11 protein-coding genes are annotated in these 18,551 nt (G+C 38.9%); 7 read left to right on the forward strand and 4 right to left on the reverse strand.

Going from position 1 to position 18,551, the window contains the following annotated elements; genetic code table 11:
• Positions 1 to 444 precede the first annotated feature (444 nt).
• Positions 445 to 4,905, forward strand: coding sequence for a glutamate synthase large subunit (gene gltB / locus H4J50_RS01365; protein WP_182253953.1), 4,461 nt, complete (start codon positions 445 to 447; stop codon positions 4,903 to 4,905).
• 27 nt (positions 4,906 to 4,932) lie between these two features.
• On the forward strand, positions 4,933 to 6,381 hold the full coding sequence (locus tag H4J50_RS01370) for an FAD-dependent oxidoreductase (protein WP_182253955.1): 1,449 nt from the start codon (positions 4,933 to 4,935) through the stop codon (positions 6,379 to 6,381).
• 109 nt (positions 6,382 to 6,490) lie between these two features.
• On the opposite strand, the gene H4J50_RS01375 is transcribed toward H4J50_RS01370, so the two are convergent.
• Both H4J50_RS01375 and H4J50_RS01380 read right to left on the reverse strand, forming a co-directional pair.
• Positions 6,491 to 8,695 carry a diguanylate cyclase gene (locus H4J50_RS01375; RefSeq protein WP_182253957.1) on the reverse strand — a complete coding sequence of 735 codons (2,205 nt, stop codon included), beginning with the start codon at positions 8,693 to 8,695 and terminating at the stop codon, positions 6,491 to 6,493.
• A 218-nt stretch (positions 8,696 to 8,913) separates the two neighbouring features.
• Positions 8,914 to 10,809 (reverse strand): beta-ketoacyl synthase, encoded by a 1,896-nt coding sequence (locus H4J50_RS01380; RefSeq protein WP_182253959.1) that lies wholly within the window; start codon positions 10,807 to 10,809, stop codon positions 8,914 to 8,916.
• A gap of 133 nt (positions 10,810 to 10,942) precedes the next feature.
• Here H4J50_RS01380 and H4J50_RS01385 point away from each other — a divergent pair, with 133 nt between their 5' ends.
• Positions 10,943 to 11,962 (forward strand): GlxA family transcriptional regulator, encoded by a 1,020-nt coding sequence (locus H4J50_RS01385; protein ID WP_182253961.1) that lies wholly within the window; start codon positions 10,943 to 10,945, stop codon positions 11,960 to 11,962.
• A gap of 24 nt (positions 11,963 to 11,986) precedes the next feature.
• On the opposite strand, the gene H4J50_RS01390 is transcribed toward H4J50_RS01385, so the two are convergent.
• Complete coding sequence (locus tag H4J50_RS01390; RefSeq protein WP_108457384.1) at positions 11,987 to 12,304, reverse strand: metalloregulator ArsR/SmtB family transcription factor; 318 nt, start codon at positions 12,302 to 12,304, stop codon at positions 11,987 to 11,989.
• Positions 12,305 to 12,468: 164 nt separating this feature from the next.
• Between H4J50_RS01390 and H4J50_RS01395 the strand changes: the two genes are divergently transcribed.
• From H4J50_RS01395 to H4J50_RS01405, 3 genes are read left to right on the forward strand one after another with little or no spacing between them, the layout of a single operon-like run.
• Positions 12,469 to 15,066, forward strand: a complete 2,598-nt coding sequence (locus H4J50_RS01395) for an RND family transporter (protein WP_259366132.1) — start codon at positions 12,469 to 12,471, stop codon at positions 15,064 to 15,066.
• A 10-nt stretch (positions 15,067 to 15,076) separates the two neighbouring features.
• Positions 15,077 to 15,940, forward strand: coding sequence for an outer membrane lipoprotein-sorting protein (locus H4J50_RS01400; RefSeq protein ID WP_182253963.1), 864 nt, complete (start codon positions 15,077 to 15,079; stop codon positions 15,938 to 15,940).
• Entirely contained in the window at positions 15,928 to 17,283 is a 1,356-nt protein-coding gene (locus tag H4J50_RS01405) for a hypothetical protein (RefSeq protein ID WP_182253965.1), read from the forward strand. The genes H4J50_RS01400 and H4J50_RS01405 overlap by 13 nt, the downstream gene beginning before the upstream one ends.
• A 122-nt stretch (positions 17,284 to 17,405) precedes the next feature.
• On the opposite strand, the gene H4J50_RS01410 is transcribed toward H4J50_RS01405, so the two are convergent.
• The gene (locus H4J50_RS01410; RefSeq protein WP_182254027.1) at positions 17,406 to 17,702 is read right to left on the reverse strand and encodes a DUF2956 family protein; all 297 of its coding nucleotides are present in this window, start codon (positions 17,700 to 17,702) and stop codon (positions 17,406 to 17,408) included.
• A gap of 170 nt (positions 17,703 to 17,872) precedes the next feature.
• On the opposite strand from H4J50_RS01410, the gene H4J50_RS01415 reads away from it, so the two are divergent.
• Entirely contained in the window at positions 17,873 to 18,493 is a 621-nt protein-coding gene (locus H4J50_RS01415) for a dUTP diphosphatase (RefSeq protein WP_182254028.1), read from the forward strand.
• The last annotated feature ends 58 nt before the right edge of the window (positions 18,494 to 18,551 follow it).

Here is an 18,551-nt window from a genome sequence, read left to right on the forward strand (position 1 = left end):
AATTTTGACATGTTTTTAGGTTTTTTTAACGATTTACTGTTCAATCAGCCAAAGAAAAAGTAACTATACAGCCAAAATAAAGACATTAAAGCCATCCATAGCGACTTATAACGGTGAATAAATAGTGAATATAAAATATTATAAGTATTCTGACTTTTACAATCTTTTTATGTAATAAAATTACACGTTCAGTTTTTAATACGGGAGAAAACAACTTTTACAGCCAACAAAGTACTAATAAAGTCTTATATTTTTGCTCAATGTGAATAAAAATGTAAAATAATTACGAGCATTTACTCTATTCAGATTGACGTTGGGGTATTAAATGTTTAATGTAAGGGGTTCCTCGGTACGAATTCGGGACTATTTATGCACTTTAAGTATAATTTTATTCCATTCTAATTAAACCAAACTGCCGAGGCCTTTTAGGAGAAGATAAATATAATGCAACTTTACGATCATACATATCAAAAAGACAATTGTGGCTTTGGTCTTATTGCCCATCAACATGGCGAAACAAGTCATAAGCTCGTAAAGACGGCCATTCAAGCCCTAGACCGTATGCAACATCGTGGCGGTATCGCTGCTGATGGTAAAACTGGTGACGGTTGTGGTTTGTTAATGCAAAAGCCTGACAGCTTTTTTCGCGCTGTTGCAGAAGAAAATAATTGGCAATTAGGTAAAAAATACGCCGTCGGCATGATTTTTCTTAATCCCGATCCGATTTTAGCTAATGCCAGTAAAAAAATTCTAGAAGAAGAGTTAGAAAATGAAACTCTTTCATTAATAGGTTGGAGAGAAGTCCCTACCGATACCACCACTTTAGGTGAAATTGCTAAAGGCAATTTACCGGCTATAGAACAAATTTTTGTTAATGCGCCGTCAGGTTGGCGTAATCGCGATCTTGAGCGTCGACTATATATGGCAAGACGACGTGCCGAAAAACGCATCAGTGATGAACGTTTTTACGTTGCAAGCTTATCGTGCTTAGTTACTATATATAAAGGTTTAATGATGCCGGTAGATTTACCGAATTTTTATTTAGACCTTGCTGATATTCGTATGCAAACAGCAATCTGCTTATTTCATCAGCGCTTTTCAACCAATACCTCTCCAGAGTGGCACTTAGCACAACCTTTCCGCTATTTAGCTCACAATGGTGAAATTAATACCATTAAAGGTAATCGCCAGTGGAGTAGAGCAAGAACCCACGGTTTTAAATCACCTTTACTGCCTGATTTACAAGACGCAGCTCCATTTGTTAATGAAAGTGGCTCAGACTCTTCATCATTAGATAACATGCTTGAGCTATTCATGGCAGGCGGCATGGACCTTTATCGCGGCATGCGACTATTAATGCCACCGGCTTGGCAAAGTAATCCATTAATGGATGATGATTTAAAAGCTTTTTATGAATTTAACTCTATGCATATGGAGCCATGGGATGGTCCCGCTGGTGTTGTTGTAACCAATGGTCGCCATGTTGCCTGTAACCTAGATCGAAATGGCCTAAGACCAGCACGCTATGTAATTACCCGAGATGGTTTTATCACATTAGCCTCTGAAGTGGGTATTTGGGATTACGGCGAAGATGAAGTTGTTGAGAAAGGCCGCGTAGGCCCAGGTGAAATGCTTGCTATTGATACTTACACTGGCAAAATTTTCAATTCTAACGCTATCGACAATGAACTTAAAGTTCGCCATCCATATCGAGAGTGGTTAGATAATAATATTCGTCGTTTAGTCCCTTTTGACAAACTAGACGCGCGCTTAATTGGTCAACGAATCTTTACTGACCAAGAAATTGCTCAATACCACAAAATGTTCAACTACAGTTATGAAGAGATTCATCAAGTAGTAAAAACATTAGCCGAAAATGGTCAAGAAGCTACGGGTTCAATGGGTGATGACACGCCAATGGCGGTCCTATCAAGCCAACCGCGTTCACTTTATGACTATTTCCGTCAGCAGTTTGCCCAAGTAACCAATCCACCGATTGATCCATTGCGCGAACGCTACGTTATGTCGCTTGGTACTTGTATCGGCCGTGAACATAATGTTTTTAATGAAACAACGGGGCATGCAGATCGTATTTTATTTGCGACGCCAGTATTAATGTACACCGGCTTAAAGCAATTACGTGAGCTAGACCCTGAGCATTACCGTTCAGATACCTTAGCCTTAAATTATGATCAATCCGAAGGTTTAGAAGCAGCTGTTATTCGTTTATGTGATGAAGCAGAAGTATTAGTTAGAGACAAAAACACAGTTATCTTAGTGTTGTCAGATCGCGATATACAAAAAGGCATGTTACCTATGCCTGCTGCTATGGCTGTTGGCGCTGTACAAAAACGTTTAGTTGAAAAGCAATTGCGCTGTGACTCTAACATTATTGTTGAAACAGCTTCGGTTCGTGACTCGCATCAGTTTGCCGTACTATTCGGTTTAGGTGCGACAGCCGTTTATCCATACTTAGCTTTTGAAACTATTGAGCAACTGGTTGAAGACAAACAAATTAACCTAACGGCTCGTGAGGCTGTAGTTAATTACCGTGAAGGTATTAATAAAGGCCTATTGAAAATATTATCTAAAATGGGTATTTCCACTATAGCCAGTTACCGTTGTGCGGGTTTATTTGAAATTATCGGCCTAAATAGCAATATCATGGAACTTTGTTTCCCTGATTTACCAAGTCGTATTCAAGGTGCTGATTTTTCAGATATAGAACAAGACAGCATTAACCTTGCTCGAAAAGCCTTTATGCCTCATCAAAAAATGAGCCATGGTGGTCTACTTAAATATGTTCATGGCGGTGAGTACCATGCTTACAACCCTGATGTAGTTAGTACGCTACAGGCTGCTGTTCGCAGTGGAGATTATAGTGATTACAGAATTTTTGCTGATCATGTAAATAATCGTCCTGCGGCTGCCTTACGAGATTTATTAGCCTTAAAAGATGACCAAACACCTATTGATATCTCAGCAGTTGAAGCAGATACCGAATTATTTAAACGTTTCGATAGTGCCGCAATGTCAATTGGCGCATTAAGCCCTGAAGCTCATGAAGCCCTAGCTATTGCAATGAACCGTCTTGGCGGTTATTCAAACTCTGGTGAAGGTGGAGAAGACGAGCGTCGCTTTGGTACTGTTAAAAACTCTCGTATCAAGCAAATAGCTTCTGGCCGCTTTGGTGTTACTCCGCATTACTTAGTTAATGCTGACGTTTTACAAATCAAAGTTGCACAGGGTGCTAAGCCGGGTGAAGGTGGTCAATTACCAGGTGATAAAGTAACACCGTTAATTGCAAAATTACGTTTTTCAGTGCCGGGGGTAACCTTAATATCTCCACCACCACATCACGATATATATTCGATTGAAGATTTAGCTCAGCTAATTTTTGATTTAAAACAAGTTAATCCAAGAGCCGTTATTTCGGTCAAACTTGTCTCTGGTCCTGGTGTTGGTACTATTGCCTCAGGTGTGGCGAAAGCCTACGCTGACTTTATTACTATTTCAGGCTACGACGGCGGCACAGGTGCGAGTCCATTAACCTCAGTAAAATATGCCGGTTGCCCATGGGAACTTGGTTTAGCTGAAGCACACCAGTCACTGGTCACTAATGGTTTACGTCACAAAGTGCGTTTGCAAGTTGATGGCGGATTAAAAACCGGTATCGATATTGTAAAAGCCGCTATTTTAGGCGCCGAAAGCTTCGGCTTTGGTACAGCACCTATGGTGACACTAGGTTGTAAGTTCCTTCGTATTTGTCATTTAAATAACTGCGCTACAGGTGTGGCAACTCAAGATGAAGTGCTAAGAGAGCAATTCTTTAAAGGTTTACCTGACCAAGTAATGAATTATTTTAAATTTATTGCTCAAGATGTACGTGAAATCTTGGCAAGTTTAGGTGTAGAAAGCCTAACAGCGATCATTGGCCGCACAGACTTACTTGTGCCTTTAGCCGGGATCACCGCCAAGCAACAAAAACTAGATTTACGCCCTATTATCGCGCCAGTTGTTGCTGGTGAAGATACGGCATTACACCAAACAAGTACCAATGAACCGTTCGATAAAGGTGAGTTAAACCAACGTTTACTTTCACTAGCTTCTGACGCAATTGCACACAGTAATGGCGGTGAATATCGATTAACGATACAAAATACTGACCGTTCTGTTGGTGCTTCATTATCTGGTGAAATTGCCCGTCAACATGGCGACCAAGGTATGGCAGCAAACCCAATTAAAATATTTTTAAATGGTACTGCAGGTCAAAGCTTTGGCGTATGGAATGCAGGTGGTTTAGAAATGACACTAACTGGCGATGCCAACGACTATGTAGGTAAAGGCATGGCTGGTGGTAAACTAACGATTAAACCACCAAAAGGCGTAGAATATTTAAGTCACAAAACCATGATTATGGGCAATACCTGTTTATACGGCGCAACCGGCGGTAAATTATTTGGCTGTGGTCGTGCAGGTGAACGTTTTGCAGTAAGAAACTCGGGTTGTCATGCGGTTATAGAAGGTACTGGCGATCATGCTTGTGAATACATGACCGGTGGTATAGTGGCTATTTTAGGCCAAGTTGGGGTTAACTTTGGTGCAGGTATGACTGGCGGATTCGCTTATGTTCTAGACGAACAAAACGATTTAGCTACGCGCCTTAACAACGAATCAATTGAAATGTTAGAGATAGATGAACTCAATATCCATCAAGAACATTTACGTGGCATTATCAACCAACACTTCGATGAAACAGGTAGCTTAAGAGCAGAAGAAATTTTAGCAAATTTTGACTCGTATGCACCACAGTTTAAGTTGATTAAGCCTAAGGCCGTTGATGTTAAAACCCTATTGGGTCATCGTAGCCGTTCATCTGCAGAACTTCGTGTTCAAGCACAATAATAAGAACACGATTGGAGAAGCTTTTTAATGAGTAAAAATATTTATCAATTTATCGACGTCAAACGCATCGACCCGCCTAAAAAAGCGATAGAACAGCGTAAGATTAATTTTGTCGAAATCTACCAACCTTTGAGTGAAGATCAAAGCGCTGGGCAAGCCGACCGCTGTTTAGATTGTGGTAACCCGTATTGTGAATGGAAGTGTCCTGTACATAACTATATTCCACAATGGTTAGAGCTAGTAACTGACGGTAAAATAATGGAAGCAGCTGATCTGTGCCATGAAACCAACAGCTTACCTGAAATGTGTGGACGTGTTTGTCCACAAGACAGGCTTTGTGAATCAGCTTGTACTCTCAATGACGATTTTGGTGCGGTAACTATCGGTAATATTGAAAAGTACATCACCGATACCGCTATCGCTCAAGGCTGGAAACCTGATTTATCCCAGGTTATTGCCACTGGAAAACGTGTGGCTATTATAGGCGCAGGACCTGCTGGTATCGCCTGTGCTGACGTATTAACAAGAAATGGTGTAGAAGCCGTAGTATTTGATAAACACGCTCAAATTGGTGGTTTGCTTACTTTTGGTATCCCATCTTTTAAATTAGAAAAAGACGTAATTCAAACCCGCAGAGAAATACTTGAAGGTATGGGCATTGAATTTCGCCTCAATACTAATGTAGGCGTCGATATCAGCTTTGCCGATATCAGTAATGAATTCGACGCTGTATTTTTAGCCTTGGGTACTTACACTGACATGACAGGCGGTTTCGAAAATGAATCTGCACCTGGTGTTTATAACGCGTTAGACTTTCTAATTGCCAATACTCAGAAACTGATGAAACTTTCTCAAGAAGATGGCAATGCAAATGCCAAACCTTACGTGAATTTTTCAGGTAAAAAAGTGGTAGTACTTGGTGGTGGTGACACCGCAATGGATTGTGTACGAAGCTCTATTCGCCAAGGTGCTACTGAAGTAACTTGTGCATACCGACGTGATCAAGCCAACATGCCGGGTTCACCACGTGAAGTGCAAAATGCTAAAGAAGAAGGTGTAGATTTTCAATTTAACATTCAACCTATTGATATTGCGGTAGATGACAATGGTAATGCATGTGGTGTTAAATTTATTAAAACACAATTAGGTGCGCCAGATGCTAAAGGTCGACGTAACCCTGAAGCGATTGAAGGCTCTGAGTTCGTCATGCCTGCTGATGCCGTGGTTATTGCTTTTGGCTTTATGCCAAGCCCACCACAGTGGATGAAAGATGCCGGAGTTGAAGTTGACGTTAGAGGCCGTGTAATTGCTGCCGATAACACTAACTTTGCTTTACAAACCAGTAAAGAAAATATCTTTGCTGGCGGTGATATGGTACTCGGTTCAGATTTAGTTGTTACAGCGATTGATCAAGGCCGCAAAGCCGCTATCGGCATACTAGACTTTGTGATGACACCACAAGAAAAAGAAGCATAAAACCTTTGTTATAGTTCACTTTAAAGTGTGGTTCATACTACATTTTAAAGTGACTTTTCTTAAAATACCTCTACAAGTTCACCCTAACATTTACTCAACAAAACCTTGTTTAATTTAAACTAGCATCGGTTAAATCACTATTACATAATTTATTTCGACCCGCCTTCTTCGCCTGATACAACTGCTTATCAGCTAAGCGGATCCAATCATCAATATCCGAAGAAAACTTAGCTTTAGCCGTTAAACTACCAATTGAGATGGTCATGTTTACAAAGTGGTGAGAGTTATGTGGAAAGTTATGTTGTGCTATCTCTTCTCGAAATTCTTCGAGCATTTGTAAGACACTTTTATTATCATCCGATTGTGCAACAATAATAAATTCTTCTCCGCCAAAACGAGCAACAATATCACTGCGACGATCGAATTTACGTTGCATAACATCACTAATGTACGTTAAGCAGTTATCACCTATTAAATGTCCATATTCATCATTTAAGTTTTTAAAATGGTCAAGATCTAGCATGGCGACCATCATACAAGCATTATTTCGCGACAGTATCGCCTGTAGTTCACTAAATTTATTTTCGAGATAGCGACGATTGTACAAACCCGTTAAGCTATCTTTGTTCGCTAATTCTTTCAGAGCCATATTGGCTTTATTTAGTGCGGTGGTCCGTTGGTTTACTTTTTCCTCTAAAATAAATTGTTGTTTAAGTAAATGCTCTTTAGATTTTTGCAATTCTGTATATAAAGTTAAAAACTCACTCGGTGCAGCATATGGAATAGTTTTATAGCCTTGTTTACCGTCGCCATGGGCAAGCTCTTTTAAAACGAAAGCTAATGGCTTATTTAAGGTATTAGCAAATTGATTGGCTAATAAAATGACTAAAATAAAAATTAAAAATAATGATAAAAAAATGGTCAAATATTGTTGCTCGATTAACTTCAATATTTGTCTATGCTCTATGAGGACGAATATTTTCCAACCATTTTTCAATGTTATTTGGCGATATAAATAGCGTTTTTTAGTGAAATTGTTCGATTCAATGATGATTAAGTTGTGTGCAATGTCAGCCTCATCAAAAGAAAAATTAAACTTTGCTAACTTAGTTTTCGCTAAATTGTTTTCGGCGTATATCACGTTATCATTTTCATCAGTTAACACCACATCGATTTCACGATCATTGGCTGAGTAACTGTTAATATTTTCGAACAAGTTAAGGTTTAAAGAGCCTTCCACAATCCCTATTGGCTGATCTACACCGTTAGCATAAATGGGCGCGCTAATCGCAACGATAGGATCAGAGCCAAACGACCTACCGAGAAACGCAGGCGAAATATAAACAGATTGATTAAAAAATGCTTCAGTAAAGTAAGAGCGATCTGCAACACTGGCACCACCTTTAGGTAAAGCATCCAGTAAACTTAAGGGTGAAGTAGCCACTATATTAGCTTCTCGATTAGTAACCAACATAGTAATAAAACCAGGGTACAATTGATGCATCTTCACTAAATTATCATTAAATAAACTTGGTTCTATTGCAGACAGTTCATTAGCAACTATCTTAACTGCATTTTTATGTTCATCGACGTAATTTTCTACAATGCGCCCCAAATATTGACTACTAATATCAAGCTTATCTTCAATTTGCTGCTGTTGAATATCATTTAAGTTCCGGCTTAAAAATAAACACACACCAATAACAAAAAACGCAGACATAACCCATAAAATATAATGCAGATATTGCTTCAGATTTTTCTTTAATTGTGGCTGTTGTGATTTTACCCAGCAATTCAATTTATCACTGAATACAAAAATTAAGATAACACCTAAAGTAGTATAAAAAACGGCATTAATACTTTGTTTAAATAGAGAAAAAAACAAGTACTCTTGGGACTCAGTTGTATTAAACAAGATCAATGCAGCAGTCAGCGGCATACCAATAATCAACCAATACAAAAAATCAGCTGTTGGTAAATACCAACCTCTTCCTCGCATATAGGAAACAAAAAGCGCTTCAAAACCGAAGGTTAAAAAGCCAAAAGGGTGACCCCAAATAATTAATAGTGGTGCGACACAAATTAGTGCACAGAGCAAAGTTAAAGCAGGTCGAAGGTAGGCCGCGGCAAAAATAAACGCTAAATTACCAATCACTAGAGAAACACTGTAAGCAAGCTCTACCGGGTAACTGTTTAGTAGTGCGCCGAATAAACCTAAACCCAAGGCTAATAGAATCGAGCGAAATTGTGGAGACTTTGCTTCAACAACTTCTTCTTCGAGCTTTAATGCAACCTTAATTGGCGCAATCGTCATAGGTAATGTACCACTTCAATCATTATTAACTTACTAAAGTATTAACATGCGTAATTCAGGCAGGCTATCCATACAGTAAAGTCCTTTATAAGTAAGTATCAAAGATTACTTTTAGGCTGAAATTTATTATATCGATTGTTTATAGTGCATTAAATACAAAAGCCCTGTCAATATTATTGCAGGGCTTGGAAGAAAATTAACTTAACTATATTAAATAATTAAGTCATATCGGCAAAGGGGTTTGTTGCAGGCAACACTATCTTATTTGCAAAACCGCTAACACTAATGTCTTCATCGGTAATGTTAACGTCATCATCCATTAACGTACCATCACCAAAACGGTAAATAATTTGAAAGTCACCATTATCTGCCAGTGTTTGATATTTAATTCTGGCTTGCTCTACAATTTCGGCTTTAGCTTGGTAACTTGCTATTGCTTCACTGCCATGGCGCTTTTCCATCATTGCTAGAGTAACTGCTGGCGAAAACAAAGTTGCAGTTGCATTATTTCCTCCAAAACCTTTAGAGTTAATAAAAGCTATATCCATATTGTCACAGTACCAATGCTCGGTAGCAATATTTAAACGCTCGTTATAAACATCATCGGCTACTTTATCAATAGTAGTAATACCTGGCATAATGTTATGTGCAAATACACCTAAAGCCATCGCGACTTGATCGCCACTAGCGGGCCCAATAGTATGACCAACAAACGCTTTCGGAGCGGCTACAGGCCAATTGCTAATATCGAAACTTTTTGCGACACGATCATAGATTAATGACTCAGTAACGCGGTTTTGAGGTGTACTTGAACCGTGAGCCAATATAAAACTACGCTGTTGCACTGACTCAGCACCCAAAATAGACTTAGCCAACGCTACTGACTTCGCCATAGTAATATAATTACCAGGTCCAGGTGCTGTAATTGACTTTTTAATGCCATCAGCATTAGTGAACACATCAGCTACTGAGCCTAAAACATTGGCGCCAAGTTCAAGTGCTAACGCATCATCCATCAGCACAATAAACTGTGCTGCTTCACCGATAGTAAAGCCACAATTATTGCCAAATGGACGACTGGTACGGCGATGATCAGCAACACCATTACCATCAATTTTTTTCAAGCCTTCTTCATTTGCAAGCGCACTCATGTTGCCGAAACCTTCAACAACTTCAGGAGTTACAGCACAATCATTACTGCCAACAATGGCTAAGCGAATACGACCAGCTTGAATATCTTGTACTGCCGCTTTTAAGTTATAGAGAAAAGTTGCACATGCCCCGGTAGAGGTGAATGTGGTGCCGACACTGCCTGTTACATAGGCATTAATAAAATCTGTCGACATCGTATTCAAGCCAAGTGCTAAGTTTTTTGTTGATACACGCTCACCTTGTTGACGGCTTTGCATCATGCCACCAAAACCTTCTGCTTGGGTTTGTCCAAATACTGAGGCAGAGTAAGTGCCAATTTCATCAGGGCTAATTCTGTCTACAATCTCATTCCAACTGTAACCTGTTGAATGAATTGCATCAGCGGCGCCAAAAATAGTGGCTTGTAAACCGCGTGGCTGATATCGACTGTTATATAAACTTGCGGGTTTAAAACCAGTAGGAAACTGTCCCGCAGCTTTTATTGGGTTATCGCGGGTTGAATCATGTTTAACTTCAATTTCACCGGCTATTTCTACACGAACACGTTTATCTTCTAATTCAGTTATTTTCCATGAACGCGGCAATGGGCTCGGTAAGTCACGAGCGCGAGTTTCAAAACTAATACCATTTTCGCCAGTATCCATAGTCAGCTTTTGCTGCCATGGTGTCGCATCAGGATTAAAGTGCTCATTTTCAATCTTACGGATTAACGTGCCAGCTAAAATTTCTTCGCCAAAACGTTGTTCAACGTCAGACTTATCAACAACATTACCTTCGGCGTCAACTAAACTGCCATCTTGGCTAGTTAATAAGTTCATTAAAGTAGCCAAGCCAACAAATGTTTCTTGGCGTGCTTCAGCATTTAATTTATCAATTACTATACGGCGAAAGCCTTGATGAAATGATGTACGACCAGCAGCATTAATGCCACCCATGCCAACTATAATCGGTAACGCAGTCATGAAAAAATCTCTTTAAAATTAACACTCAATATATATGTCGCTATTGTAAGAGGTAACTCAAAATAATAATGTGCACAAACAGCCATAAAACATGTCAAAATAGCCAAATAAGACTGAATTGGTAATTTAAGCAATGAAAGTAAACGTAAAACGCAACAAACAAAAAACGATTAACATTGCATTATTAGTGTATGACCATATGCTAACAACCAGCGTCAGCCTACCTGTAGAAATGTTACGGGCAGGTGAGGCCGTAGCTTTACAAGAAAATCGTCATGCTCCTCGGTTATCAATTCAAATGGTGGCTGAGTCGATAAAGCCGATATCCACACGCGCTTTAATTAAATTAATGCCAGATACTGACATTGCGCATGCTCAACGACCTGACTTTGCCTTTATTCCTAGCTTATGGCGTAACCCTCGACCCACAATCGCTAAACAGCCAAAAATGCTGAAATGGTTAAGTTCAATTTGGGCCGAAGGCTCTACATTAATAGGCGGTGGCACAGGTGTTTGCCTCATGGCTGAAGCCGGTATTTTAGATTATCATCCAGCAACAACTCATTGGCATTATGTTGAGCAATTTAAACGTGATTATCCAAAAGTAGATCTAAAGCCTGACTTTTTTATCACCCAGTCTGAACGAACCTATTGTGCTGCCAGTGTTAATGCCTTAGCTGATATTGTTGTGCATATTATTTTTCAAATATATGGCCAAAATGCCGCACAGCAAGTAGAGCGCAATTTTTCTCATGAAATTAGAAAACCTTACGAAGAACAACGATATTTAGAAGGAGAGGTTGATCGCCACCCCGACGAATTAATCAGTCAAATTCAATTTTGGCTCAAAACCAATTTAAACTCTGAATTAACGTTAAATGATATTGCTCAACAATTTGGCATTAGTCAGCGATCATTTACCCGCAGATTCAAACTTGCTACCGGTATTAATGCTACGCAATATTGGCAAAAACTAAAAATACAAACAGCGAAAGAGCTATTAGCGGCAAGTAATTTATCGATTCAAGAAGTGGCATTTCAAGTGGGGTATCAAGACCAAGCAAACTTCACACGGCTTTTTAAAAAAATGTTAAGCATAACGCCAAAAGCTTACCGTGCTATGGTGAGAAAAAAATTATTTAGTCATGATTAATGATTAATTTATACAAGTTTATTTTCAAGGTTTTGCACAAAATTCACTGTGTAAAAAGCTGATGAGTTTTACCACTGATGGATTTGCGATACTATAATAAATAGTTTGTGATTCACGACGTGTTTTCACTAAGTTATCTTGACGTAATCTCGCTAAATGCTGAGATAAACTTGATTGGCTCAGATCAACAAAGTTATTCAGTTCATTAACCGACATTTCTTTTTCACCTAAATGGCATAATAATAAAAGCCTATTTTTATTACTCATCGCCTTTAACAAGTCGGCTGCCTGTGCTGCACTCTCTCGCATTTCGGTTATATCAACTGCTGCTAACTCGGTCATTTATTACTCACTATTATTGATAGTAAAAAATTAATCTTCGTGCATAAAACAAACGAATATTTATTTCTAGTTGGATCTTACATTAGACACTGCTAATATAAAAGTATATTACATTTATCTAATATACCTTTATTTGTATTTATACTTAAAGGCTAGGAAGTATTTTGAATTATCAACGCGTATTAAACTTTGCTATCGCAAAGCCCAAAGTAATTTATAGCCTAATGTTACTTGTAACAATGCTGAGTTTGGCGATGTTACCAAAAATAGCTATCGATACTGACCCAGAAAATATGCTCAGCCAAGAAGCTCCTGCGCGCATATTCCACAATCAGATAAAAACTGACTTTTTAATGCGCGATATGATCGTCGTTGGCTTAGTCAGCGATAAGAACATTTTTAATCCGAACACCTTAAGTGTTGTTGAACAGTTAACTGACGAAATTCTGCAAATAGAGGGAGTTATCGCCCAAGATTTACTGTCATTAACCGTTGTAGACAATATACGCCAACTAACAAATGATCAGGGTGTTAATCAAGGTATTCAATTTGAATACCTGATGAAACAAGCCCCCACTACCGAAAAAGCCAGCCAAGTTATTCAACAAGCAGTAAAACGCTTACCTATGTTAAATAACACCTTAGTTTCGGGCGACGATAAAGCTATCGCAATTTATGTACCGATTATTGCCAAAGACCAAAGCTATGTTATTGCTGAAAAAATTCGAGCTTTAGCGGCGAAAATTTTAGCCGTATCACAAAGTGACCTAGCTTTTCATATTACAGGCTTACCGGTTGCCGAAGACCAATTTGGCTACGAAATGTTTGTACAAATGGGCGTTGCCGCGCCACTCGCTGGTTTAGCTATTTTTTTATTACTTTGGTTTTTCTTTCGAAATATCACACTGATTATTGCGCCGATGGTGGTTGCCATGGCAACAGTATTGATCATTATGGGCAGTTTAATTGGCTTTGGTTTTACCGTGCATATTATGTCGTCGATGATCGCTATATTTTTAATGCCAATAGCGGTGGTCGATTCCGTACATATTTTATCAGAATTTGCTGATCGCTTTAAAGACGGTGACGATGCCTCTAAAACCATTAAAAAGGTCATGGGGCATTTATATAAGCCCATGCTGTTTACCTCGATTACCTCTGCCGTTGGCTTTTATTCGTTAATGTTAACGCCTATTCCACCCGTTAAAGTATTTGGCGCCTTTATCGGTAGCGGCATACTATTGGCTTTTGTGTTAACCATTACTTATATCCCTGCTTATATTGCCCGCATGAAGCCTGAAACTTTAGCTAAGTTACAAAAGGCTATTCTATTAATGGAACAAAAAGGTCGGTTAGCTAACAGCTTAGAAAAACTGGGTGCGTTTTCGGTACAACGAACCAAGCTTATTTTAATCACTTTTATTGCCTTGTTTGCGCTTAGTGTAGTTGGAGTTAACCGTATTATTATTAACGATAATCCGGTTAATTGGTTCAAAGCTGATCATGAAATTCGCATTGCTGATAAAGTGCTTAATGAACATTTTGCAGGTACTTATGACGCATGGTTAGTGTTTAGCAATAACAACCCGCAACAAAAAGACGCACTGAAGCATTTTAATAACATACTTAATACGGCAAATAACGGTGTAACAAAAGCAGCTATTTCACAAACCTACAATCAATGGCTAACTAGCGATGCGAATGAAAGAAACAGTTTTTTCACGCAAGATTTATTAATCCAACTTGATGACTTTAGTTTTAATGCCAACGCCCAAGAGCAACCTTGGCTCGAACAGCTCTATAGTATCAGCGAGCAAGCCAATAACGCGCAAAAAATATTTACTGACCCTGCCATGCTTAATTGGTTGGCTAAGTTACAAACAGCTCTCGTGAATAACGGCGATGTCGGTAAAGTAAACAGCTTGACCGATATTATTAGCACAGTAAATCGTGAGCTTAATTCAGGCGAGACTAAAGACTTCAAAATTCCAAATAGCAGTAATGGTGTTGCACAAACCTTGTTGCAATTTCAGTCTTCACATCGTCCGCAAGATTTATGGCACTTTGTTAGCCCTGATTTTCAACGAACACTTTTATGGCTGCAAATGACTAGCGGTGACAATCAGCACATGGCAAACGTAGTAAGTTGGGTAGACAATTACATCAGTGAAAACCCACCACCTAGCAACGTTCAGCATCAATGGGCGGGTAAATCATATCTTAACGTTGTTTGGCAAGACGCAATGGTCAGCGGCATGATCGACAGCCTACTGTCGTCATTTGTTATTGTATTTATTATGATGATGCTGCTATTTAGATCGATTAAATATGGCATATTAGCGATGTTACCACTTACCTTTACCATTACCATGATCTACGGACTGGTTGGCTGGCTTGGCAAAGCGTATGACATGCCTATTGCGGTGTTATCGGCATTAACCTTAGGTTTATCAATTGATTTTGCAATACACTTTATTCAACGTGTGCGCGAACTTGAAACCGAAAAACAAAGCCTAAGCGCCGCATTGTCAGACATGTTTCAAGAGCCGAGCCGCGCGATTGCTCGCAATGCCATTGTCATTGCGATTGGTTTTACCCCACTTTTATTATCACCGCTTATGCCCTATATCACAGTCGGTTTTTTCTTAGCGAGCATCATGATTTTATCGGCATTAGTGACCTTGGTATTGCTACCCGCACTGCTAACACTGCTTGCCAAGCGCAGTGCTCTTAAAGCCGATAAAAAAATACAGCATTCATAAGGACAACATAATGACCATTACATTTACTAGGCAAATAATAAAAATTTTCAAACACAGTGGCAGAGTTGTGCTGACATTTAGCTTGTTTTTAACCAGTAGTACTTATCTTCATGCTGAAGAAGACGCTACGTTATCTAATGAAAATGCTACAAAAATCAAGGTTAACAACATAATCGACCAAGCAAACTTAGCTTCTTATTACGCTGGCGAAGATGGTAGCGCTGAAGCGCGCATGATTATTGTTGATGAAAACGGCAACCGCCAAATGCGACAATTCATTATTTTACGTAAAGATTTACAAGATCTGGGTGATCAAAATATATTGGTATTTTTTTCGCAACCCAGCAATGTCAAAGACACGGTGTTTAGAGTAGAAAAACAACTTAAAAGTGACGACAACCGTTGGTTATATTTACCGGCTCTGGATTTAGTAAAACGTATTTCTGCGGGTGATAAACGTACCTCTTTTGTCGGTTCACACTTTTACTATGAAGATGTTTCAGGCCGTAACCCTAATGAAGATAGCTTTACTTTAGTGAGTGAAGACAAAAACACTTACACCATTTCCGCCCTACCCAAAGATCAACAAAGTGTTGAATTTAGCAGTTATACCGTAAAAATTGATAAACAAAATTCTCTCCCCATAGAAACAATTTATTTTGATAAAAATAATCAAGCTATACGTAAGATGACCGTACTACAAGTACAAGATATTGACGGTATTGCCACCGTGATGAAATCACGTATTACTAATCTAAGTAATAGTAGCTATACCGAAATGCAATTTAGAAATGTGAAATATAACCTTGGCTTACCCGATAACATTTTCAGTGAACGCAGTATGCGTACACCACCAAAATCTTGGTTAGACTAATCGTTAACGTTTTATTAAAAAAGGTAAAAGTCATTAATAATTTAGCGATCGTTAAAGCCCTGCTGTTTAATATTGTTCTCTTAGCGGTTAGCACAAACGCGATTGCAAATAATGAGAGTAATGATGACTGGGCAGACGCTTGGGTTGAAGAGGCACCTGCTTCGCCATGGCAAGTCACAGGTTTTATTGAAGCAGCTTACGGACAGTTTCTACAAACTAATGTTACTAAAAACAACGCTTCGCTGAATGAACTTAAAGCAAGAGTAAATGTGGATTATAGTCATGAACTGTTCGATGCCAGTGTCAAGTTAGATAGCTACTACGATGGCGTATTAACGAAGACTATTTTTCAAACCCGAGAGCTGAGTTTGAGTGCTAGTCCATTTAGTTTTCTGGATATAAAAGCGGGTCGACAAGTATTAACTTGGGGCACAGGTGACTATCTATTTCTCAATGATTTATTTGCTAAAGATTGGCAGTCATTTTTTGCTGGTCGCGCAGATGAATACTTAAAAGCGCCATCAAATAGTATTAGAACTAACTGGTTTTATAACGCCGTAAACTTTACCTTAGTATGGACACCCGAGTTTATTCCCGACAACTATCTTAACGGCGAGCGTTTCTCGTTTTATTCGCCGCAAGCACAACAAATAGTGTCACCTGCTAACGATTTCTCCGTTGACAATACCTATAAAGCACAGTGGGCAGCTCGCTTAAATACTCGTATTAATGATATTGAAGTTTCACTTTATGGCTATCAAGGTTTTTGGCCAACACCTGAAGGAACAAAGCAATCTGCAAATAATACTATGCAAAGTCGAGCCTATTTTCCTGCTCTTAATACTTGGGGCGTCAGTGCAATAACCCCCTTTAAGGGCGGTATTTTGAATGTTGAATATGCCAGTTACAATAGCATTGAGGATAACCAAGGCACTAACAAAATGATCGCTAATGGTCAGCACAAATTCTTAATAGGATATGAACACGAACTAGCAAAAAACCTAACCGCTAATATGCAATATTACCTAGAGCGCACTAAGCATTATCAAGCACTAGTTAACAATAGCCAATTACCTGAACAACTTGTTGCTGAAAATCGTCACTTAGTCACCTTACGCTTAAGCTACCGCGCACTTAGGCAAACGCTTACTTACTCAATGTTTGCCTTTTACTCGCCTAGCGATAAAGATGGTTATCTTAAGCCTTCAGCAAATTATCAATACAATGATCAGTGGTTATTGAGTGCTGGCGCCAATATATTCTTTGGCGAAGATGAGTTTTCATTTTTTGGCCAACTCGAAAAAAACACCAATGCATGGTTACGAGCACGCTACCAATATTAAGCGCATTATCTAGCCTAACTAAAAGCCCCGTACTTATTGCGCGTAAACGATAAAACTGACTTATATGACGAGTTTGTAAATATAAAACTCAAATCAACCAACATGCCCGGCAACTTTTGTAATTAAGTCGTCAGTAAAAAGTAGCCCCAACTCACCATCAACAGCAACCAAGGTAAAGCCATTGCTACTTTTTGAGTGTTACTTAAATTTTGTTGGCCATGGTTATTTAACGATGTTGATTCACTTTTTTGCGCGTTAGCCTTCACGGCAACTGTTTTTTTACGCTGTTTGTCACGTTCGCGAGACTTTACCTTTTGTTGCTTCTTATACTCACTAATACCTTTTTCAATACCTTGAGCAATTAATTTAGTTTGCTCTTTAGTTTGTGATTTTTTTTGTGTGCCTTTGGCAATACGCATTGCTTCACTTTGTACTTCACTGGAAACTTTACTTGAAACTTGAGCTGTCAAAGCTGAACCTCTTAATCAATTTTAATGATTATATAATGCCATTAATCTTGCTAAACTATCAGCAATAGTTTTTATTACCACCCAATTTCCATAACATAGAGAACAGCATGAGCGATTTACTGAGCACCGCAAAAAACCAAATTACCCAAATGTTATCAATGCAAGATGCCATGAACTCACGCGTTAGCGAAACTTGGCGAGATAACAATTACGAATGGTATCGTGCCATTTGGGTTGAGTGTGCCGAAATGCTAGATCATCATGGTTGGAAATGGTGGAAACACCAAGAAATTGACGTTGCACAAGTGCAGTTAGAATTAGTCGATATTTTTCACTTTGGCTTAAGTTTACGTTTAATGTCTGGTGACTCAATAGAAAATATTACTCAAACTTTAGCCACTGAATTAACCCAAAATAGTGGTCAGCAAGACTTTAAAATTGCTTTAGAAAGCCTGGCCTCTGCAGCCGTGACTAACAAAGCATTTGACGCATTGGCACTAGCCGATTGTATGCGTTTAATGGCAATGGATTTAGATGAACTTTTCCGTCAATATGTTGGAAAAAACACGTTAAATTTCTTCCGTCAAGATCACGGTTATAAAGAAGGTAGCTATATTAAAATTTGGCACGGCGAAGAAGACAACGAAGTGCTAGCAAACTTGGTGACGACACTCGACACCACTGCTGACGACTTTCAACAGCAACTTTATAGCGAATTAAAAGCTAAGTATCCGAAATAATCAACAATAAACTTCGCATCTAAACCATTAAAATCAGTGAGTTAATAAATATTTTATC

This window comes from Colwellia sp. 6M3 (assembly GCF_014077595.1).
Taxonomy (GTDB): domain Bacteria; phylum Pseudomonadota; class Gammaproteobacteria; order Enterobacterales; family Alteromonadaceae; genus Cognaticolwellia.

What these genes read in the sequence shown, in the direction of transcription:
- gltB (WP_182253953.1), top strand. Translation starts at nt 445, where the DNA reads ATGCAACTTTACGATCATACATATCAAAAAGACAATTGTGGCTTTGGT.
- H4J50_RS01370 (WP_182253955.1), top strand. Translation starts at nt 4,933, where the DNA reads ATGAGTAAAAATATTTATCAATTTATCGACGTCAAACGCATCGACCCG.
- H4J50_RS01375 (WP_182253957.1), bottom strand. Translation starts at nt 8,695, where the DNA reads ATGACGATTGCGCCAATTAAGGTTGCATTAAAGCTCGAAGAAGAAGTT.
- H4J50_RS01380 (WP_182253959.1), bottom strand. Translation starts at nt 10,809, where the DNA reads ATGACTGCGTTACCGATTATAGTTGGCATGGGTGGCATTAATGCTGCT.
- H4J50_RS01385 (WP_182253961.1), top strand. Translation starts at nt 10,943, where the DNA reads ATGAAAGTAAACGTAAAACGCAACAAACAAAAAACGATTAACATTGCA.
- H4J50_RS01390 (WP_108457384.1), bottom strand. Translation starts at nt 12,304, where the DNA reads ATGACCGAGTTAGCAGCAGTTGATATAACCGAAATGCGAGAGAGTGCA.
- H4J50_RS01400 (WP_182253963.1), top strand. Translation starts at nt 15,077, where the DNA reads ATGACCATTACATTTACTAGGCAAATAATAAAAATTTTCAAACACAGT.
- H4J50_RS01410 (WP_182254027.1), bottom strand. Translation starts at nt 17,702, where the DNA reads ATGCGTATTGCCAAAGGCACACAAAAAAAATCACAAACTAAAGAGCAA.